We start from the raw sequence: 24,344 nt of genomic DNA, 5'->3' as shown, positions 1-24,344 counted from the left end.
CAACGAACGATGAGCGCCCCCCTGCCAACATTTGACGAATCGTGGCACCAAGTGACGCCACGCCGGGTGCGGTTGCGGCCCGGGGTCGAAATTCATGCGCAGAGTTTCCGTGGGGCGCGCTGGTATGTCCTGCGGGACCACTTGAGCGGGAAATTTTTCCGCGTGCGGCCTGCAGCCTATGCCTTCATCACGGAAATGGAGCGTTGCGACACCGTGGGGGAGGCCTGGGAGCGCTGCATGACGGCAGAACCCGATCACGCTCCCGGTCAGGGCGAGGTGGTGCATTTGCTCAGCCAGCTTCATCGTGCCGGACTGCTGCGCAGTGACATCGAAGGCGATGTGGATGGCCTGGCCGAGGTCTTTGCCACCGAAAAACGGCGGGAGGCGGTGCAGCGCTGGTCGAGTCTCCTGTTCTTCCGCGTGCCCTTGTGGTGCCCGGATGGGTTTTTGCGTGCCACGGCATGGGTCGGTACCGCAGTGTTTTCACGCTGGGGTTGGCTGCTCTGGCTGGGCTTGGTCGGCTGGGGCGGCGCTGAGGTGGTGTCGAACTGGGCTGCGTTTGCCGCTGACAGCACTGGCCTGCTGGGTGCGGCCAATCTGGTGTGGATGTACGCCGTGATGGTGGTCATCAAGGTGCTGCATGAATTTGGCCACGGCTATGCCTGTCGCCGGCTGGGCGGCGAGGTGCCGGAGATGGGGGTGATGCTGCTGCTGTTCAACCCGCTGCCGTATGTGGACGCTTCCGCCAGCACGGCGTTTCCGAACAAATGGCACCGCATCCTCGTCGGTGCGGCCGGCATGCTGGTGGAAATGGGGTTCGCTGGCATCGCCGCCATCGTCTGGGCGCACAGTGGTACGGGGACGCTGCACAATTTGGCCTACAATGCGGTCATCGCTGCCTCCGTGGTGACGCTGGTCTTCAATGCCAACCCGTTGCTGCGTTACGACGGCTACCACATGCTCTCCGACTGGCTGGAGACGCCCAATCTTCAGGGCCGTGCCACGCAGATGATGGGCTACCTGGTTGACCGCTATCTGTTTGGCCTCAAGTCCTCTCGTAGTCCGGCGGAAACGACCAGCGAAGGCGTCTGGCTGGCGATTTATTGGGTCAGTTCATGGGCTTATCGGCTCATGATCACCTTTGGCATCCTGCTGATCGTTTCCTTGCACTATCTGGGCTTCGGCATGCTCATGGCGCTGGTGTTTGGGTTCATGTGGGTGGTCCTGCCGGTTTTCAAATCCATCCAGCACCTCTTGTACAGTCCAAAACTCGAACGCTGCCGGTTCCGGGCCTGTGGCGTCAGCGGGGGGCTGGTGGCGTTGGTCTTGGCGTTCTTGGTTCTGATTCCCATGCCTTATTACTTCCGAGCCGAAGGTGTGCTGCGTGCCGAACCTTTCGCCCGGGTTTATGTGGGCGTGGATGGCCGCTTGGTGAAACTGCTGGTGCCCTCAGGCACGCAGGTCAAAAAGGGCACGCCGTTGGTGGAGTTGGACAATGCCGAACTGAGCCATGAGCGGGATCTTTTAAACGGTCAGTCAGCGCTGGCAGAAGCCCATCAGCGACTGGCCTTGGACACCGATCCAGCCCGTTATGCGAGCATGAAGGCTTACTTTCATGCCCTCGACCTGCGCCGCACGCGGCTGAATGAGGACGACCAAGCGCTGATCGTGCGTGCTCCCTGTGACGGACTTTGGCTGGCCCCGGATGCCTTCCATTTTCAAGGCAGCATGCTGCCGCGTGGGCTGGAGCTGGGGGTGGTGCAGAGCACGCAGGCTTTCGCGGTTTCCGCCGTGGTGCGGCAGGACGATGTCTCGCGGTTGTTCTCTCCTGAACAGGTTCATGGCACCGAGGTGCGTGTGCGCGGGCAGGAGGGCAGCACCCTTGGGGTGGCCAGTTTCACCGCCATCCCGGCCGAGCGCCAGGATCTGCCCTCCGCCGCGCTGGGGATTCTCGGTGGCGGCAAAGTTGCCGTCGAAAATCAAGCGGGTCAGGGCCGCAGACAGACGGGTTCCGGTGCCGTGGAGTCCGAAGCTGAAGGCACGCATGTCACGGAGCCGATTTTCGAGATTCGGGCGCAGCTTCAGCCGGATGCCGACGTCAAGCTGCTCCACGGCCAGCGTGCGGTGGTCCGCATGACATTGGAATCCACGCCCTTGGCCGCGCAGTGGTGGCGCAGCCTCCGGCAGACCTTCCAACGGACGTACAAACTCTGACCGATGTCCCCCACCGAGCATCAACGCTGCTTCACGGAACGTGCTCCGGCACGGCCCCGGCGCGGTCTTGATGTGTGGGCGCATGGACTCGTTGGCAGGTACAAACGTGGTCCTTGGCAGCGAAAGCGTCTGGCATCGCAAGCGCGCGCCATCGCCGCACTGCGTGAGGAACTGGAACAGCTCACGGATGCGGCTTTGAACGAACGGTTCCATGCCTTGCAGCGCGAACGGCGGAGACGGCCGCAGCATTGGCAGCCCTTCTGTCGTGAAGGTCTGGCAATTCTCGCGGTGCTGGCCCACCGGGAACTGGGCTTGCGTGCCTATGAAGTGCAATTGATGGCCGCCGTCGCTCTGGTGGAAGGTTTTTTTGCCGAGGTGGACACCGGGGAAGGGAAGACGTTGGCCATCGGCCTGGCGGCGGCGTTCCAAGCCCTCGGCGGCGTGCCGTGTCATGTGATCACTGCCAATGACTACCTCGCGGAGCGTGATTCCCGGCAGTTGCGCCGCTTCTACGACCGCGCCGGTTTGACGGTGGGAGCAGTGCTGTCGGAACATGACGAAACGGCCCGACGGGCGGGGTACGCCTGCGGGGTGACCTACACCACGGCCAAGGAGGTGGCGGCGGATTACCTGCGCGATCGGCTCCGCATGGGGGCCACTGGCACGGTCCGGCAGTCTTCCTCCCGCCTGTTTGGCGTGCTGACGGACAGGGCTTCGAGTTCGGCCCCCGTGCAACGTGGCCTGCACAGCGCCCTCATTGATGAAGCGGACCACGCCTTGATCGACGAGGCCGTCACTCCGCTCATCATCAGTCAGCTCCAAGACGCGGGGGAGATCGCTGCCGCCGCTCACGCCGTCTGGGAGTTGGTGAGAATTTTGGAGCCGACTCGTGACTACCGAGTGGATGCAGAATCTCGAACGATCGAACTGCTGCCTGCTGGCCTCGAACGGGTGCATGAGGAGCTCGCTTTGCCCCGCAAGGGCCTTTGGGCCAGTGAGCGGCGGCGCATTGAGCTGATGGGATTGGGCCTGGAGGCCCGCGAATTCTTCCTCAGGGACAAGCAGTACGTCATCGACGACGGCAAAGTGGTCATCGTGGACCCCGCCACCGGTCGTCCCATGCCGATGCGCACCTGGCGGCAGGGGCTGCACCAAATCATCGAGGCCAAGGAAGGTCTGGAAATTTCGGGGCCGTCCGAAACCTTGGCCCGCACTTCTTTCCAGGCGTTTTTCCGCAAGTACCAACGTCTCGCCGGGGCCTCCGGCACCCTCCATGAGGCGGCGGCTGAGATCTGGCATACCTACGCCGCCCCCTTCGTTTCCATTCCTCGTCACCTGCCGTGTCAGCGCCAGTTTGCCGGTATCAATTTCTTTGCCACCCAAGAATCGCGCGATGAAGCGTTGCTGCACGAGATCAAGATTCGGCATGCTCGGGGGCAGCCGTTGCTCATCGGCACCCACACGGTGGAGAGCAGCGAACTCATCGCCGACTTGCTCCACAATCACGGTCTGCCCGGTGGCCAGGTTCTCAATGCGCGGCGTCACCGCGAGGAAGCCGTGATCGTGTCACAGGCCGGTCAAGAGAAGCAAATCATCATTGCCACTGGCATGGCCGGACGTGGCACGGATATCCGGCTGGGGGCGGGCGTGGCGGACTTGGGCGGCCTGCATGTGGTGGCCACCGAGGTGAATGAGAGTCCCCGTGTGGACCGCCAACTGTTCGGACGTGCAGCGCGACAGGGCGACCCGGGCGGGGTGATCGCCTTTTATAGTGTGGAGGACGCGGTGCTGAAACGGTTCGTGCCGGAATTCATTCTGAAATTCTGGCGGCGCACATTTTCGCTCCCTTGGCTGGCCCAAGGACTTGGAAGCGGACTGCTCCGCTGGACCCAATCGGCTGCCCGCCGTCAGGCCGTCCGCCGTCGGCGAGGCATCATGATCAGTGAGGAAGAAATCCGCCGCTCACTCGGTTTCACGATGGGGCGTGAGGAAGGCACAAAATTTGCGGTAACATGCAGCCCGTAATTCTGTGAATCTAGGTTTGCGGAGATCTGATTTCAAAAAACCTCGACTCTCTGCGCCAGATTTTCAGTTCAGCTACTTGATCATGTCCAAGCTTCTCCCTCAGTCCAAATCCGCCGCCCGTGCCCATCGGCACGCGGGTGATGGCTTTGTGCTGGAGATGATGGAACCGCGCATTTTGCTGTCTGGCGCTCCAGTGGATCTGCCCCAGCCGGTGGTGGACCTGACGGCCACGCCGCTACCCGATGCATCAACAGATCAGGCGGTGTTGATGATGCCAAGTAGCACCTCGCTGAACCCTGAGATCACGGCCACGCCGAGTGCCACTTTGTTGCAGTCTGCTTTTGGCGAAACGGCGGAGCTGCCTGCCGCGACCGCGCCTGAACAGGAGCCGCTGGCTCCTGAAAACGCCGACCAGTCGGCTGAACTTAAAACGGTCCAAGTCGCGGCTGAGACCGATAAACCAGCCGTTGAACCACTACTTCCCGCCGCTCTTGTGACGGGTTTGACTGATTCCAAAGCACAGCCAGCCAGCAACGCCATGACCGGCGAGCTGGTGGAAACGCTGCGAGCAGCCAACGGCCCGCCGGCCGCTGCCGCCCTCTCCTCTGACGTAACAAACAGTTCTGATTCAACGATTTACAAAAACAGCGAAACGGGTGCCACATCCGGTTCGATTTACGTGCCTGCGCAACTCATCATCATTGATGGCGCGGTGAGCGGTTTTAGCCCCCTGATCGAAGGGCTGCAAGGTGGCAACAGCAACACTCAGGTGGTCGTTTTGGACTCGCAGTCCAACGGCATCCAGCAGATCACCGAGTTGCTGAAAAAGTTCCGCAATCTGGATTCGATCCACATTTTGGCGCACGGCGGAGACGGCGCCCTGCGGTTGGGCAATCTGGTCCTCAATGATTCCAAGCTGGCCGAAAATGGACAGTCCATTGCCACCTGGGGTGAGGCTCTGAAGTCTGGTGGCGACATTCTGCTGTATGGCTGCGACGTGGCTCAAAGTGACAAAGGCGCACAATTCGTTTCGCGGCTCGCGCAGGTCACGGGTGCCGACATTGCCGCCTCCACCAATGCCACCGGGGCTGCCAATTTGACCGGCGACTGGGTTATGGAATATCAAACGGGGGCCATTGAGGCCGGGGTGCCGTTTGTTCCCGAGGCCATGGCGGTCTATGGCAGCCTGCTCGATTCGCTGCCGAGCCTGACCCTCAGCAGCGGCGACACGACCACGGTCACGGTCGGTTCCACCGTGACCGTCGGCATCGGCGGCACTAATTATACCAACCTCACGGTCACCGGCACGGCGGCGCTCAATGGTACGCTCGCCGTCAGCATCGCCAATGGCTTCAATATCGCCGCCGGCCAGACTTTTGATATTTTGACGGCGGGCAGCGTTACCGGAACTTTCACCAATGCGACCGGCCTCTTTAATAATGGCGGCCTCTATTTCGAGATCGTTCAAACGGCCACCAAGCTCCAGTTGGTGGTGAAGGAGATTCCGGGCAACCCAGCCGGCACGCTCGGCCTGCAAATTTCCGCTGGTCTCCAATCTGCTCGCGACGCATTGGGCAAAGTCTTCAGCGATTACTTCACCAGCCAGCCTGCAATATCTGCCAGCTTGGATCTTTCCATCAGCAGCTTCGCCACCTTGAGCGGTAGCTTCGGGGTGCAAAAAACCGGCAGCCTGATCACCCTCGTCGCACAAAACGCGAGCGCTTTGCTTTCGGCTGGCAGCGCTTCGGTGGGCATTAGCGCGGCCAACCTCGCTGTGCTGCTCAACCCGAATGGCACCCGAGTGGTCTATGGAACCGGCCAGTTCGCCATCACCGCCGGGTCAAGTTTCGTCAATGCCTCCGGCACGGTCACTCTGACCGAAAACACCACCGCTTCATCCACCACCGCCCAGACCATCACGGTCAGCGGAGTCGCAGTGACTATCCCTGTGATCGCCGCCGGGACCCAATCACTCGCTGGCACCGTCCTGAGAGTCGATGTGAACGGCTTCGTCAACCTTACCGGCGACTTCGGTTTCAAGAAAGCTGCGAGCGACATCGAAATCGTCGCCAACAACGCCAGTGCTCTTTTGACCACCTCCGCTGCCAGCATCGGCATCACCAGCGCCACCCTGGGCCTGCTGCTCAAATCCACCGGCGGCATCGCACTAAGCGCCTCGGGCACACCGGTGCTGACTCTGCCCACGAACTTCGCTTCTGTGGGGGCCACGAGTGTCAGTGTGGATTACAACTCAACCGGCGCAGCCGTCACCCAGACCCTCACGGTCAGCGGAGTCAGCAAAGCGCTCAACCTGACGACGGGGTCCGTCGCTTCTCCTTATAGTACAGTCGCTGTCACGGGCTTCACGGCCAGCATCGCCGACTTCGTCACGCTTTCGGGCAATTTCGGCTTCCAAAAGAGCGGAACCGACCTCCTGGCTGCTGCCACCAACGCCACCGCCCGCCTCGAAGTTGGTAGCACCGTCAAAGCGGGCCTCACCGGAGCCACCGTCGGCTTACTCTTGAAGAATGATGGCACCCTGGCCATCGACGGCAGCGGCGCGGTGGACCTCAATCTCGGCCCGAGCTTCGCCAGTGTCACCGCCACGACCATGACGGTGAAGTACAACAATACCGGCACCGATGTGGCACGCACACTGACCATCGGCTCGATCAGCTCATCGCTCAATGCGCTCAACAATGTCAACGTGGTCTCAGCAGTAGGCTTCAACGCGACGATCAATAACTTCGCGAACGTCACCGGCGATCTCGGCTTCAAGAAGACCAGCGATGGCCTGGTGGTGGTCGGGCAGAATGTGGATGCGAAGCTTTCGGTGGGCAGCGTTCTGGCGGTTGGCATCACCAACGGCAAGGTCGGCATGATCATCAACTCTTCGAGCCGTGTGGTGTTGCAGGCTGAGGGCGGTCTGGTGCTGAACCTCGGCTCCGGCAGCTTCACGGTCGGCACAGTCACGGCAGACCGGGTGAAGGTCGAATTTAACAACACCGGCGTGGATGTGAACACCACCGTCACTGTCGGCAGCCTTAGTCAGGCCATCAACGTCAAGAAGAGCACCATCTCGGTCAGCGCCTTCAACTTCCGCGCCCAGATCCTCGACTTCATCGACATCTCCGGTGACCTCAGCTTCAAGAAGCTCACCCTCGGTGATTTCAACATGCCGAACTTCCCCAGCCTGCCGGCTTGGGATCCGAGCCTGCCGAACATCAATCTGCCGACGATTCCCGACCTCGGTGGCGTGAGTCTGCCAACCTTGCCCGGCCTGCCAGGGCTCCCAGCTTGGCCCACCGTGAACCTGCCGGACTTCCCTGAGTTCAATCTCGGTGGCCTGCCCTCTTTGCCTTCGCTACCAAGTCTGCCAGCCCTCGGTGACTTCGGTCTCGGCGGGTTCAGCATCGGAGGACTCAACATGGGCATTAATCTGTCGATCCCCGGCTTCAGCATCGGCACGATCAACGCCGACTTCGGCATGCTGATCGACGGCTTCGGCAAGTTCGCCCTCAATATCCACGGCCTGCCAGATTTCAGCGTGGGGCTCGCTGATATTGGCAGCATCGGTGCTCAGCAGGTCGAGGTGAAGTTCAACAACACGAGTGTGGATGTGAGTGGCAGCGCCAAGGACATCAATGGCAATGCCAAGGCCGTGCAGGTGGAGAAGGGCCTTGCGCAGGTGAACATCAACGGCTTCTACGCCATCCTGAACAACGTCGTCCAGTTTAATGGCGACTTCGGCTTCGCGCTCGCTGCGAGCCGGTCTGAGATCATCGGTGTCGGCCAGAACGTTAGCGCCAAACTGCTGCCGACCACGCCTGCGAGCGCCATCAATGTCGGCATGAGTGGCGGCACGATGGCCATGGTTATTAAAAAGGGTGCCACGCTGACCTCCAAGCCGACCATCGCGGTGAGCGCCGCCGGTGCGTTGCAAGCCAGCCTCGGCGGTGACTTTGCCAGCGTCAGCGCCACCAGCGCGGGGATATCCTTCAACAACACCGGCGTCGATCAGGACCGCACCTTCGCCGTTGGTCCCATCACCCAGAGCTTGAAGGCCATGGCGGGCATCACGGCGGTCACGGCCACCGGGTTCAATGCGACGCTCAAAGACTTTGCCACCTTGAGTGGCAACTTCGCCTTCATCAGAGGCACTGCTGCCGACACGTATGAGATCGCCGCGACGAATGTGTCCGCCGAACTGAAGGCCGGCAGCGTGGTCAAGGTCGGCGTCACTGGCGCGACACTCGCCGCAGTGCTCAACACCAACACCGGCAAGCTTGCGCTGCAAACCACCGGCGGTGTCGCCAGCATCAACCTTGGCAATGGTTTCGTGAGCGCCACCGCGACCGTTGGCTTGGTTTACAACAGCACGGGTGCCGCAGTGACCAAGACCATCTCCGCCACCACCGTTGACGGTGCGGTGACCGCCTCGCTCGACAACGTGCAACCGGGTGTGACTGCGGTGACGCTGACCAGCTTCGTCGCTGTGGTGCAGGACTTCGTCACCATCACCGGCGACTTCGGCGCCAAACTCAGCACGGTGGGCAGCGCGAAGGTCATCGACATCGTCGGCGGCAATGTCAGCGCGGAGCTGAAGCTCAGTAGCGCTCTGAAAGTCGGTGTTACTGGTGCCACCATCGGCTTGAGCATCGACGAGAATCAAAAGTTCGCGCTGCAAACGACGGGTGGTTCTTTGAGTTTCAGCCTCGGCTCTGGCTTTGTCACCGGACCTACGGCGACCAGCGTCAACGTCTCCTATAACAACACGGGTGCGGCGGTGAACCGCACGCTGTCGGTGATCACCGGCGCGACCACGTTGAGCGCCGCGATCAACGTGCTTAACGGCGTCACCAGTGTCAGCGTGATCGGCCTGAATGCCTCCATCGCGAACTTTGTCACGCTCGCGGGTGATTTTGGCTTCCGCCGCAACAGCGCGAATGATGAACTTCAAATCGTCGCCAACGGTGCCAGTGCCACCTTGAGCACCGGGGCGCTCAGCGTTGGAGTGACCAACGGCACGCTGGGCATGATCGTCACCTCCGCCGGTAAGATCGCTCTGCAAGCTAGCGGCACCACGAGCCTGAACCTGGGGGCCGGCTTTAGCAGCGCGACCGTCGCCAGCCTGAATGTCTCTTATAACAACACCGGTGCTGACGTGAACACGACTGCGAGCGCCACGGTGGGCGGTGCGGCTCTTAGCAGCACGATCAATGTGCTCAATGGCGTGACGGCGGTCGTGGCGACTGGCCTGAACGCTCAGGTCGCTAACTTCGTGACGCTTACTGGCAACTTCGGCTTCCAGACTTCCGGCGGTGACATCATCGCGGCTGCGACAGGTGCAGGTGCGAGCATGAGCGTCAGTGGCGTGGTGCATGCGGGCCTCAGCAATGCGACGATCGGACTGCTGCTGAAGAGCAATGGCACCCTGGCTATCGACGGCAGCGGCGCGGTGGACATCAACCTCGGCCCGAGCTTCGGCAGCGTCACTGCCACGAACGTGACGGTGAAGTACAACAACACCGGTGCGAATGTGGCGCGCACGCTGACCATCGGCTCCATCAGCGCGGCGCTCAATGCGCAGAACAATGACATCGTGCTCTCGGCTGCCGGTTTCAATGCGACCATCAACAACTTTGCGACGATCACCGGCGACCTCGGCTTCAAGAAGTCCAGCGCCGGCCTGATCGTGGTCGGGCAGAATGTGGCCGCGAAGCTCTCGACTGGCGTTCTCGATGTCGGCATCACCAACGGCAAGGTCGGCATGATCATCAACCCCTTGAACCGTGTGGTGCTGCAGGCTGAGGGCGGGTTGGTGCTGAATCTCGGCTCCGGCAGCTTCACCGTCGGCAGCGTCACCGCAGACCGGGTCAAGGTCGAGTTCAACAACACCGGAGTGGATGTGAACACTACCGTCACCGTCGGCAGCCTCACTCAAGACATCAACGTCAAGAAGAGCACCATCTCATTGAGCGCCTTCAACTTCCGAGCGCAGATCCTCGACTTCATCGACATCTCTGGCGACCTCAGCTTCAAGAAGCTCACTCTCGGCGACTTCAACCTTCCAGGCTTCCCTAGCCTGCCGACTTGGGATCCGAGCCTGCCGAATATCAATCTGCCAACGATCCCTGATTTCGCTGGTGTGAACTTGCCGTCGCTGCCGGGCCTCCCGGGTCTGCCAGGCTGGCCGACCACGAATCTGCCGGACTTCCCTGAGTTCAACTTTGCCAGCCTGCCCGCCTTGCCCTCGCTGGGAAGCCTGCCGAATCTCGGCGACTTTGGCCTCGGTGGCTTCAGCATCGCTGGCATCAACCTCGGCATCAATCTGTCGATCCCGGGTTTCAGCATCGGCACGATCAATGCCGACTTTGGCATGCTGATCGACGGCTTCGGCAAGTTTGCTCTCGACATCCACGGCCTGCCGAAGTTCGACCTCGGGCTCGCCGACATTGGCAGCATCGGTGCTGAGCAAGTCGAGGTGAAGTTCAACAACACCAATGTGGATGTGAATGGCAGCGCCAAGGACATCAATGGCAATGCCAAGGCCGTCAAAGTGGAGAAGGGCCTCGCGGAACTGAATATCAAAGGTTTCTACGCCATCCTGAACAACGTCGTCCAGTTCAATGGCGACTTCGGCTTCGCCCTCGCTGCGAATCGTTCCGAGATCATCGGTGTCGGTCAGAATGTCAGCGCCAAACTGCTGCCGACCACACCTTCGAGTGTCTTCGATCTCGGCGTCACCAACGGCACGATGGCCATGGTGGTAAAGAAAGGTGCCACGCTGACCTCCAAGCCGACTGTCGCTGTGAGCGCCGCCGGTGCTTTGCAGGCCAGTCTCGGCGGTGGCTTGGTGGGTGTCAGCGCCACCAGAGCGGGCCTCAACTTCAACAACACTGGCGTCGATCAGGACCGCACCTTCACCGTGGGCCCCATCACGCAGAGTTTGAAGGCCAAGGCCGGCATCACGGAGGTCACCGCCACCGGCCTGAACGCGACGATCAATCAGTTCGTGACACTCACCGGTGATTTTGGCTTCCAGCAGGCTGCGAGCGGTGACATCAACGTGATCGCGAACAACGCCGGTGCCACGCTGACTGCCGGCAGCCAGAGCATCGGTGTCACTGGCGCGACTCTCGGCATGATCCTCAAGGCGGATGGCAAGATCGCCATGCAGGCAACCGGCCCACAATCAATGAACCTGGGCACCGGCTTTGCCAGCGTCTCCGCCACATCGGTCACCGTGGCTTACAACAACACTGGCGCGGCGGTGAACACCACGCTGACGGCTGGTTCGGTGTCGGCACCGATCAATGTGGCGAACAACACTACGGCGATCAGCGCCACCGGCTTGGTGGCAACGATCAGCGAGTTCGTTACCATCAGCGGCAACTTCGGCTTCAGTAAGACCGCTGGCGGTGACATCGTGGTGGCCGCGTCCGGCGCGAGCGCGAAATTGACCGCCGGATCGACCATCGAAATCGGTGTGAGCAACGCCACCATCGGTTTGCTCATCCAGTCGAATGGCAAGATCGCCCTCGATGCCTCGGGTGCATTGGCGATGAACTTGGGCAGCAGCTTCGCCAGCGTGAGCGCCACGAACGTCACGGTGAAATACAACAACACGGGTGCGGACGTGAACACCAGCGTCACCATGGGCGCAGTGACGGCCACGATCAATGTGGCCGATGGCGTGACCGCGATCACCTCGACCGGCTTCAGCGCTACCATCGTGAACTTCGTCACGCTGACCGGCGACTTCGGCTTCAAGAAGTCCACTGGCGGTGACATCATCGTGGTGGCGCAGAATGCGGCGGCGAATCTGGTCGTCGGCGGCCTCTCGGTGGGTGTGTCAGGAGCCACGGTGGGTCTGATCATCAAGCCAGACAGCAAGATCGCCCTGCAAGGCAGTGGCAATTTGAATTTCAACCTCGGCACGGCCTTTGCGAGTGTCTCCGCGACTTCGGCGGCCATCGCTTTCAACAATACTGGCGCGAATGTAAGCACCACGGTGACGGTGGGTGCGTTCAGTGCACCGATTATCGTCGATGACAACACGATCGCCGTGTCGATGATCGGCTTCCAGGCCTCCATCGCGGATTTTGTCACGCTGAAGGGGGATTTCGGCTTCAAGAAGTCCGGCAGTGACATGGCGGTGGCCGTGAACGGCGCGAGCGCGACTCTCACGGTCGGTTCCTTTGAAGTGGGTGTGACGAGCGCCACGCTCGGCCTGTTGGTGACCGCCGCCGGCAAGATCGCGCTGCAAGCGAGCGGCACGCCGCGCCTGGTGCTGCCTGGCAACTTCAACGGCATCTCCGCCACGAGCGTCAGCGTCAGCTACAACAATACAGGTGCCGATGTGAACACAACGGTGGTGATCGGCAGCGTCACGGCACCGATTGTGGTGACAAACAATACCACTTCGATCAGCGTCACCGGCTTTGAGGCCTCGCTGCTCGATTTCGTGACGGTGAAGGGCAACTTCGGCTTCCAGAAGAGCGGCAGTGACATGATCATCGCCGCTTCCGGTGCCAGCGCGACGCTGAAGGTCGGATCGACGGAAGTCGGCGTCACCAACGCCACGCTGGGCCTCATCATCAAAGATGGCGGCGGCACGATCCTTCAGGCCACTGGCGCACCACGCCTCGTGTTGCCGGTTGATTTTGCCACGGTGACCGCCTCCAGCGTCAGCGTTGCCTACAACAGCACGGCGAGCGCAGTGAACACCACGCTCAACGTCGGCGGCATCACGGCCACGGTGAATGTGGCCGCAAACACGACGGCGGTGACCGTGACGGGTTTGACCGCCACGATTACGAACTTCGTCACGATCAGCGGCAACTTCGGCTTCAAGAAGTCCGGCAGCGACATCGTGACCATCGCTAGCAATGCGAGCGCGATCATGTCGGGTGGCGGATTCAGCGTGGGCCTCACCAGCGCCTCGTTGGCCTTGCTGATGAAGTCAGACGGCTCGTTTGCGGTGCAAGCCAGCGGCACGCCGGTGCTGACGATCCCGGTGGACATGTCCAGCGTGCTCAGCCTCACGATCACGACGCTGTCGGTCGGCTACAACACCACCGGAGCCGCGATCGACACGACGCTGACCGTCGGATCTCTCAGCGCCCCGCTGAAGGTGAGCAGCGGCACGAAGGCCAGTCCTTATCTCGCCATCGGTGGCAGCGCCTCCATCACTATCGCAGGATTCATCACGGTGAGTGGTGACTTCGGCTTCTCCAAGACCACGGACAGCGCCACTGACACCACCAAGATCAAGATCGGTGCCGCCAACGTCACCGGCACCGGCGACAGTGACAAGTACGCCCTCACCGACGGCACCCTTGGCTTGGTATTGTTCCGCAAGACCTCCAACAGCACCTCGCTGGGTTACGCGATGGCAGCTTCGACCACCGGTTACCTGCAAGCCGGCGGTTCCGTGAGCGCCCAAGCCACCGTGACACTGCGCCGCAACACGACCACCTTCGCCGTGAACGAGATCGTGCCGGTGCTCACGCGTGAGGTGCCCGTGGTCTTCAGCGCGACCGAAGTGGCGAAGAACGGCACGCCGTTCAACACCGTCGCGCTGTCCGACGCGATCATCAAGATTGGCGACATCACCATCAAGGGTAGCTACGCCAGCCAGCCGAACGGTCCGAACGGCGAAAGCATCACCAAGATCACGAATGCCAGCCTCGAATTCGGCGATCCGGTGCTGTTCAAGATCACGGCGGCCTCCGTCACATATAAGTCCTTTTCTTCCTCGGTGACGCTTGGCGGTGTGAGCTATGCGGATGGAGTGCAGCAGGTCATCATCACCGGTGGTGAAATTCAATTGGGTGATGTCATCACGCTGTCCGGCTCGTTCAACATCACTCGCAGCAAGACCGCTGGAACGACGCTGACGAACGTGGGCTTCACCGGCCTTGGCATCAGTCTCAAGGTGGATGGCCGCGTGATGGTCACGGTCGCTGGTGACGGCAAGTTCCACTACGGCGGGCCGGATGGCTTCCAGCTCGACAGCCTTGTTCCCACGACGTTCGACATCCTTCCAGACCGGCAGCCGGGCTACACACCGCCAGCGCCAGCCGCCCCAGGAGCACCAGCGGCACCCGCCGCAGTGGCCACGTCGAGCAGCCCGCCGCAGTCCATCACCCTCGGCCCGCTCAAACTCACAAATCCTGACGTCACCTTCACGAACTTTGGTGTGGGCTTTAGCGGTGGCCAGATCGTCTTGAAAGTCACGGTGACCATTGGCGTTGAAACGGCCTCACTGCTCAGCCCGGGCGGCACGGGGGCCAAGATCACGGATGGCACCGATGCGGACAAGTTCGGCATCTCCGGCAGCTTCGACATGGATCTGCTGCTCGATCCGGCGAACGATTTCGCGCCCTCCGGCGTGAACACGGGCAATTTCCAGCTCAAGGTTGATAAATTCGAGCTGAACCTCGGCAGCTTCCTTGTCCTCAAGGCCAGTGACTTCACCTACAACCCGAGCGCACCAGATGACGCGGTCATGTTCCACTTCGGCAGCGCGGAAGCAGCCGTCAATGCGGGGCCGCTTGCCATCGGCGGTGGCGCCGAAGACTTCTCCATCTTGGGGAATGGCGATTTCGTTGCGGGTCCAAACTTCGCCATCACCCTCACTCTGGGAGGAGGCACGGATGCTGCCTCCACCTTCAAAACGCCTGAGTGGATGCCTCTCAAGAACCTGCGCGTGACGCTGCGGTGGGAGGACGACAACTTCACCAAGAATCCGTCCAAATTCCTCATCGTGCTTGATGCCGATGTCGCCACCATCAAGGGCATGTCGGGTGTTTCAGTGACCGGCGGCTTCAAGGGTCTCACCATTGATGTGGAGAAGCTTGCCGCCGGCGAGTTCGCGATCCTCAGCATCGACTCCTTCAATGTGGGCATCTCAGGCGAGGCGTTTGGCGGCCAGATCAGTGCCTCGTTGGTGATGGGTGTGGTCAAGCTCGACGCGAACTACAACATCATTGAATCCGGCTCCAGCGCCACCGTGGCCCGTCGCTTCTTCTACGGCGGCATCCAGGGTGGGATCACCCTCGCGGGTATGGGCAAAGTGGACATGCGCCTGGGCTTCTCCGACTTCGGACCGCTGTCGTTCTTTATCAGCGCGAGTATTCCAATCGTGGTCGATGCCGCTTCAGGTCTCACGCTCGACAACCTACGTGGCGGCGTTGATTTCGGTGCCAAGCTCGATGACCCCACCGTTTACGAATTGAATTCACAGGGAAAAAAGATCATCGAAAATGGTGTTTACAAAATCGATGCCCAGGCCAGCGCCTTTGCCCTGCGCGCGCTGAAACTGGCGAACAACCCCACCGACATGACATCCAGTGCGTGGGAAAACAGCCTGAGGAAGCAAATTGCCACGATCATCAAGAATGGCGGCGGAAACACCGTGAGCTTTGAGGACCTCGCCAAGAACATCGTCATTCATGCGGGCGCGACCTTGTACACCAGCTACACCTCCAAGTTCGTTTTCCGTGCGGATGTGGACCTCTCCATCGACATCACAGGGAAAATCCTGCTCACCGGCACGGCCACCTTCAACAACACGAAGACGATGGACGCCTACTTCTACGCGGACCTCACCCAGGTCGCGAGCGGATCTGCCAGGTTCCTCTTCCTGTTTGACGATCCCGGCTCGCCTCTTCGCAACCTTGGCGGCATCAGCTTGTATGGTCTGCTCGACATTGGTCTGGTGGATAGCACCGGCAAGCGACTGGCCGCTGCCGACCTCCAGGACAAGTATTTCGTCACCAAAACAAAACGTGACACCTTCACATGGAATGCCAGCGCGAGCAGCACACTGATGCTGGAGTACACGCCAGTGACGAGTGGTGCCGATTTCACCGTCATCGTGGGCACTCGCCCTCTTGCGACGAGCGAATACAAGCTCACCAACGGCAACACGATAACTCTGACGACCGCGCCGGCCGATGGTGAAAAAATTGCCGTCGATTACAGTTACAAGGACTTTTACGGCATCGATGCCGACGGCAATCCGATCGCCAACCCGGCTTCCCAAACGCCCAAGGCGGACGGGTTCCAAATTCTGATCGCCGGCGGACTGCGTGCGGATGTTCTGGACAACACACTGTTCGTGCAGCTCTCCGGCCAGTTGACGCTGACCTTCACTTCCACGCAGTTCACGATTGATGTTTCGGCGAAATTGGAAGTGAGCATTCTGGGTGTGCTCGGGGCTGCGGCAGGTCGTCTGGTCGTTCAGTATGAGCCCTTTGCCATCTGGGGCGCGTTGAAGCTCGCCACCGGTGACGGACTGCGGAAGCTGGAGGAATACGGCATCAAGATCCAGGCGCAGATCACCATCACCATCAACACCACCAAGGAAGAGAAGCAGCTGGATATGCAGCTTCCTGCGACCAAACAGGCACTCACCACCGACACCTTCGAACTGGCCAAAGGCGACTCCCCGACGCTCTACATGAGCCACTCACGTCTTGCGGGTGGATCTCTCACTGTGAAAGAAGGCAACACCACGCTGGTCGAAACCGTGGACTACGACTTTGATCCCTTCAATTCAATCATCACGTTGCGTCCAATCAATGATACGACGGCGGCGACTAAGAATGCGCGGACGATCAAGGTGGAGTATGACTCGGAGGATTATTTGGCACTCCATATCATGGCCAAGCCCGAGTCGCTCAATGTGGTGGCGACAGTGCTGGCCACTTTCTCCATCCGTAACCCCGACGGCAGTGCCACTGAGTTCTTCCGCATGCATGCCGCCCTCTCGATGACCATCGGCAGCGAGGGCTTCAGCCTGATTTTGGTGGGCAAACTCATGATCGGCGATCCCGGCGATCCGTTCCTGAACTTTGACACTACCGCCCTTGTCTATGCCGGCGTCATTGACGGCAAGTTTGGCTTTGCCGCCATGTTCAAGGTCTCACTGAAGGCCATGCTTGGACCGTTTGGCATTGATGCAGTTGTATTGGTGCAGACGAACACCTTCGGCAAAGCGGTCGTGTTTAACATTCCGAATGTGAATCCGGCCTTCCCAACGATCACCGACGAAAACGGCCAGTCCATGGAAAAGGTCGTTCAGCAAACCTCCATCTTGCGCAATTCAGACGGCACGCCACGGCTCGACGCGAACGGCAATCAGATGACCACCACCGTGGCAGCGCGCACGGTGTCGATCTCCGGCGGAGCGCCGCGTTTGCAGGGTGGTTTCGAGGCGGATGCGCCTTACTTCATGCTGCGTGGCAAAGGCACCATGAACCTGATCGACTCGGAAGTCAGTGGTCAGTTCTATATCAGCCTGACCCCCACCAAGCTCCGCATCAACGTTTCCGGTGAGATGACCTACCTCATCGTTAACAAATTCCTCGTGGCAGGTGACTTGACCGTGGTTTACGAACCTGGGAAGTTTTATGCGTATGGTGGTCTGCTGGCGACGAGGAAGACAGGCAACGGTGATCCGCTGGAACTCTTTGGTGTCTATCTGAGTGCAACCGGGATCATCGTGCTGAACACGGACAGTGCAGCCCACGACATCAACTTGCTCATACCAGGCAACGGGGCCGCGCAGACCATTACCATAGCCAAGAACCTCGTTGAGTTTAGAGCCAAGGCCTCCGTGAGCTTCCGTGTCGCCGGGAAGGAACTCTTCCGCATCGAGGGAGCCGTAATCATTGGTATCTCCACCGCCCCGGTGGGCTCAAGGATCATTATCGAGGGCGAATTGAAAATAGGTGCTGACACCCCCCTCTTTGTCTTCAAGGCCAACGCGGCTATCTTTGTGGGTGAGGTTTCTCCCGGTAAGGGTGGCTTTGCGGCGATGATCGCCGTCACTCTGGACTCCAGCTTCCTTCCTGGGGTGAAAATTTCCGGTGGCTTCTTGTTCATGACCAACACCATTGGCGCGGACGTGAACTTCGACCTCGGCGAAGTTAATGATCCTACCTTCACGATGCCGACCATCGTTGATGAAGAAAAGAAAAGCGTCGAAACAACCGTCTTTAGAGACGGTAAAACCTACCGCCAGGTCACCATCCCGGGCGGCGCTCCTAAATTGACGGGCGACGGTAATGAAGCAGCGGGTGCGTATGTCCTGATCCGCGGCAAGGGTGAGGTAAACATCCTTGATTCCTTCGTTTTCAAAGGCCGCTTCGGCATCCTGATCACCACCGAGAAGTTCCAGCTCGGCGTCAGCGCCACGCTCAATCTTGGGCCGTTGGGCGACGTGGTAGCCAATGGCTTCATTGAGATCAACTCCAAAGGCATTATCGGCGCGTTCTCGCTCACCGTGGACACGGGCGAATTTGGTAAGGCGATCGGCCTCAAGTTTGACGCCAGCTTCATGTTCGCCGTCAACACCCTCGGTGAGAAACGCAGCGTGACCTTCCTCGATGGCAGCACTCTCGAGGTTGAAGAAGGCGTCCGCATCAAGGTGAAAGGCAAATTAACCTTTGCCGGGGTGCTGGAAGCGGATGCTGAGGTGGACATCCAGTTCTCCAACAACAAGTTCCAATTGAAAGGCACCGCTGGGATACTCATCGCCGGTGGCCTGATCGAAGCCCGCATCAACCTGCTGGTCATCATTAGCGACAAGGGCTTCGTGTTCGCGACCGACATCGACGTGCGAACCTCTCTCGCCGGCGGTGTGATCAAAATCACCGCCAGCGGCAAGCTCTACATCAACACGACTGATGAATCAGTAAACTACGAAGGTTATACTATCTCTGCCAAGAGCGTCCGTGTAAAACTGACAGGTAAGCTGTCGATCTTGGAAGTCTTCACCGTTGATACATCCATGGAATTGGTTGTGGGTGGCACGTTCCAGCGCACCGGCTCGCCTGATGCGATCCTTGGCGTCGGCGAGTGGGGCTTCAGTCTGAGGGCTTCAATCAAATTTTTCGACTTCGTCGAGGTCACATTTGACGGCTGGATCATGTGGGATGGCTCCTTCCGTGTCACAGTGTCTGGCGAGATTGTGCTTGGCAGCAAATACCTTGGCTTCGGGCTTCGTATATCGGCCACCATCTCCTACGACGTAGCGGATGACAGGCTCTTTATCGAAGCAACTGTGACCGGAAGCGTTTACATCTTTGGCTTTGAAGCCTCGATTAGCCTCGGCTTGTCGTACGATTCCAGCGATGGCGCGATCAGGCTGAACGCATCGGCCAAAGGCAAAGAAGGGAAAAATGAAGTCACCAAGGAAAAGGGATGGATCATCGGCTACCTGAAGAAGCCCGAACCCGTCTATCTCGGCATGGACAGCAACAACAAAAAGCTCTCGGATGGCAACAGCGTTGGAGCGTCGGGCGAGCTGCGCCTCACGATGGGCAATGGCGAAAATGGTGCCAAGCGCAACTATCTCCCGGGTGTGGCGGACACCACCTACACCGTCACCCATGTGAGCACCCAGTCCGACGGCAGCGAAACCGTCAAGGTCCGCTTTAATGGCCGCGAGGCCGAATACCGCAGCGTGCGCAAGATCGTCCTCAACGGCACCTCCGGCAAAGATGAACTCTATATTGGCGACGGGGTGACGTCCCAGCTCCAGCTCGACGGTGGCGGCGGTGATGACACCTTCATGATCAGCGGCGGCAGCAGGGGCGTGTCAAACGTCATCAAAGGCGGCGACGGCAACGACCTCATCCAAATCAGCGATGGCAACACACGCAGCTACACCATCTCCGGTGACGGGGGCACCAACACCCTCAAAGGCGGCGACGGCAATGACACGTTTAATGGCGGGAGCGACACGGATTTCATCACAGCCGGCCTGGGTGCGGACACCTTCAATTCTGGCAGCGGCATCGCCTACGTTTTGGGCGATCTGGGGACCAACGGCAGCGGCACCTCACTCCCAGGAGAGCTTTCGTCCAGCTCCGCTGCTGGCTCCGCCGACACCTTCTATGCCAAAACCGGCACCAACTACATCTTTGGCGGTGCGGGCAACGACCGCATCTATGGCGGCGGCGAAAACTATGTGGTGGGAGACAATGGCTCCATGGAGTTCGATTCATCCGGCAAGGTCACCAAGATCACCGCAGATGGAGCGGCTGGTGGAGACGACTACTTCGACAGCCTCGGTGGCAGTGGCACGAGCATCTTCCTGGCTGGTGCCGGGAAGGATACGATCAAAGGCGGCAACGACACGAACATTGTGCTGGGCGGCAATGGCACTGCGAACTTCGACGCCGGCAAGCTCATCGAGATCATCAGCGACGAACTGACGGGCGACGACGACACGATCACGCTCGGCGACGGACTCAACGTCGCGCTCGGCGGTGGCGGTAAAGACACCATCACCGGTGGCAACGGCAAGAGCAACATCGGCGGCGACAACGGCAAGGCCACCTTCTTTGCAGACGGCAAGCTCAAAGAATTCACCGATGGCGACATCAACGGCGATGACATCCTGGTCGCTGGCAACGGCAACAGCGTGATCATCGGCGGCGGCGGCAACGACACCATCACCGCCGGCAATGGCAACAGCGTGCTCATCGGCGATGAAGGCACGGCCAAGTTCAATTCCGACGGCTTCCTGCTCGAAATCACCACCATCAACCCGTCCAACGGCGGGAATGACACCATCACCGCCGGCAACGGCACCAACGTCATCTTCGGCGGCTCTGGGCAGGACACTCTCAGACTGGGTGTCGGCTTCTCGGCCGTCATTGGCGACAACGGCAAGGCTACCTTCACCGGCAGCAGCGTCCTGAGCACCATCACCACGCTCGACCCGAATAATGGCGGCGCAGACAACATCACTGGCGCGAATGGCAACAACGTCATCTTTGGCGGTGCCGGCGCTGACATCATCAATGTCAATGACCTCGGCGATGTCATCCTCGGCGACCACGGCAGCGCCACCTTCAACAGCTCCGGCCTGCTGCTCTCCCTCACTTCCAGTGACCCGGGCACCGGCGACGCCGACACCATCACCACCGGCATCGGTTCGAATGTCATCTTCGGCGGCACAGGTGCGGATCAAATCACCGCCGGCGTCGGCAACAACATCATCCTCGGCGACAGTGGTCGTGCCAACTTCAACATCGGCGGCGGCAAGAGCATCCTCTCCAGCGTCGCCAGCACCGATTTTGCCAGCGGCGCAGCGGACCGCATCATCTCCGGCAACGGCAAAAACATCATTTTCGGTGGTGCGGGTGCAGACAACCTCAGCAGCGGCACCGGCTTTAGCATTCTGGCCGGTGACAATGCCTCCGCGAGCTTCGACGGCACCGGCCTGCTTACTTCGATTCAAACGGTGGGGGCTAGCGACGGCAGCGGCGACACGATCCGCTCAACGGACGGCCGCACGATTGTGCTGGGTGGAGCTGGTGCGGACGACATCGCCACGGGTCGTGGTGATGACGTGATCCTCGGCGACAACGGTATCGCCACTTTCGTCACCTCCGGCACGACCCCGTCTGGCATTGGCAGCATCGTCTTCAGCAATGACGGCATCCTCACCCTCATCGAAAGCACAGACACCAGCGTCGGCGTTGGCGACATCATCACCGGTTCCGAGGGCTTCAACGTCATCGTCGGCGGTCTCGGCGCGGATCAGATCACTGGTGGGGCGGAACGTGACATCGTGATCGGCGACAATGGCCGCGCCGTCTTTGACAACACGGGCGTCCTCACCCTCATCGAAAGCACTGCCGCTGCGGTCGGCGGCAGTTCCAACGACAACATCATCGTCGGCAACGGTCCCGATGTCGTCATCGGCGGCAATGGCAACGACAACATCCAGGCCGCTGGCGACATTTCCGACGACGTCATCATTGGTGACAACGGCAAGGCTACCTTCGACAGCACCGCTGGCCAGAGCATCCTCCGTGACATCATCAGCACCGACCCAAGTCTCGGCGGCGACGACACCATCAACGCGGGTGATGGCTACAACATCGTCGTCGGTGGCCCCGGCAAGGATGGCATCACCGGTGGTGCCAACACCGATGTCATCCTTGGCGACAACGGCCACGCCGTCTTCAACGCTGATGGCGTCGTCACCTACATCACCACCACCGAGCCCACCATTCAATCCAGCGGTGACACAGACCCCATCACCCCCGTCGTGCCACCCGCAATCATCGATCCATCCATCGGTGACGATGACACCATCACCTTCGGTGCCGGCACCAACACAGTCTTCGGTGGCGCTGGAGCTGACACCCTGACCGGGCTGGAAGGCACGGATGTCATCGTCGGGGACGACGGCTACGCCAGATTCACCGACACCGGCCTCCTGAAATTCATCACCACCAGCGATGTTGCCACCGGCGGCAACGACATCATCAACACCGGTGCCGGATTCAACACCGTGCTCGGCGGCTCCGGCAAAGACAACATCACCGGCGGCGTCAACAAGGACGTCGTCATCGGTGACAACGGCTACACCGTGTTTGACCCCTCCAGCGGCGAAAGCATCGTCCGCAGAATCATCAGCACCGACACGACCGTCGGCGATGACGACATCATCAACGTTGGCGACGGCTTCAATGTCATCATTGCCGGCTTCGGCGCCGATCAGGTCACCGGCGGGGCAGGGGATGACGTCATCCTCGGCGACAACGGTGACGCCATCTTCAACGCCACCGGTATTCTTACCTTCATCACCACCATCGAACCCACCGTCGGTGGCAATGACATCATCAATGTCGGCGACGGCAGCAACACCGTCCTCAGCGGCTTCGGTGCAGACGAAGTCACCGGCGGTGTTAATGGCGATGTCGTCATCGGCGACCACGGTAACGCCACCTTCACCGATGCCGGCATCATGACCTTCATCACCACCACCCAGCCCGCCATCGGCGGCGACGACATCATCAAGGTGGCTGACGGCTTCAACGTCGTCCTCGCCGGTTACGGTGCCGACCAAGTCACCGGTGGTGCGGATCGCGACGTGGTGCTCGGCGATAACGGCAATGCCACCTTCACTACCATTGGCATCCTCACCAATATCACGACTTTCGACCCTGCATTAGGCGGTGATGACGTCATCAAGACCGGTGACGGCGACAACATCGTCTTCGGCGGCTTTGGCAACGACCAGATCACTGGCGGCGAGGGCCGCGACGTGGTGCTGGGTGACAATGGTAACGCCACCTTCGACACCACTGGCGTGCTGACCTACATCACCACCAGCGATCCCGCCATCGGCGGCGATGACGTCATCGTCACCGGCAACGGCTTCAACGTCATCCTCGCCGGCGTCGGCGCTGACCGCGTCACCGGCGGCACCGGCCGCGACGTGATCCTTGGCGACAACGGCAACGCCACCTTCGACAGCACCGGCGGTCAGAGCATCCTCCGTGAAATCATCAGCACCGACACCGACATCGGCGGCGATGACATCATTGACGGCGGCACCGGCAACAATCTCGTTTTTGGCGGCACCGCCAACGACACCATCACCACCGGCAGCGGTGACGACATCGCGCTTGGTGACAGTGGTCAGGCAACCTTCTACGCCACCGGAATTCTCGAAAAAGTCACCACCATCACCCCCGCCATCGGCGGCGATGACACCATCAACGTTGGCGATGGCTTCAACATCGTCTTCGGTGGCTTTGGCAAGGACAACATCACCAGCGGCGATGGTGTGGATCTGGTCTTGGGCGATAACGGTTACGCTACCTTTAACGATCTCGGCATCCTGACCTACCTGACCACCACCGACCACGCCATTGGTGATGACGACAGGATCTTCACCAACGATGGGGACGACATGATTTTTGGCGGCACCGCCAATGACTACATCGACAGCGGCAGCGCGGATGACACCGTCTTTGGAGATTTTGGTTACTACGACCGCAAATACCTGACTGGTCCTTATGTTGGGTATGCAATTGGGAATGGTTCGCCCGCAGCCATCCGCTATCCCCGCGGAGTGGATTTGTTGGAAGAGGAGACCGGTGGCAATGACACCATCTTTGGCGGTTCCGGCAAAGATTACATCCTTGGCGAAGGCGGTGACGACACCATCGATGGCCAGGCTGGCGACGACTCCATTTTTGCCGGCTATGGCTCTGACATTCTGCACGGCGGCGATGATAATGACATGATGCTCGGCGGACCCGGTGGCGACGTCTTCGACAGCG

Annotated in this window: 3 protein-coding genes; all 3 read left to right on the top strand. The window is 60.2% G+C overall.

Going from position 1 to position 24,344, the window contains the following annotated elements:
* The first annotated feature begins 9 nt into the window (after positions 1-9).
* The gene (locus ACKVY0_RS23985; protein WP_409217393.1) at positions 10-2,214 is read left to right on the top strand and encodes a biotin/lipoyl-binding protein; all 2,205 of its coding nucleotides are present in this window, start codon (positions 10-12) and stop codon (positions 2,212-2,214) included.
* 3 nt (positions 2,215-2,217) lie between these two features.
* A complete protein-coding gene (locus tag ACKVY0_RS23980) occupies positions 2,218-4,239 on the top strand; it encodes a prepilin peptidase (protein WP_409217392.1) in 2,022 nt (673 codons plus the stop codon).
* Between the two features lie 82 nt (positions 4,240-4,321).
* Positions 4,322-24,344: DUF4347 domain-containing protein (locus ACKVY0_RS23975; protein WP_409217391.1), on the top strand; the 20,023-nt coding region annotated here is incomplete at its 3' end.

It is taken from the genome of Prosthecobacter sp., from assembly GCF_046154365.1.
GTDB lineage: Bacteria > Verrucomicrobiota > Verrucomicrobiia > Verrucomicrobiales > Verrucomicrobiaceae > Prosthecobacter.
The sequence above is the reverse complement of the archived record's forward strand: the minus strand, read 5'-3'. Positions and strand labels throughout refer to the sequence as shown.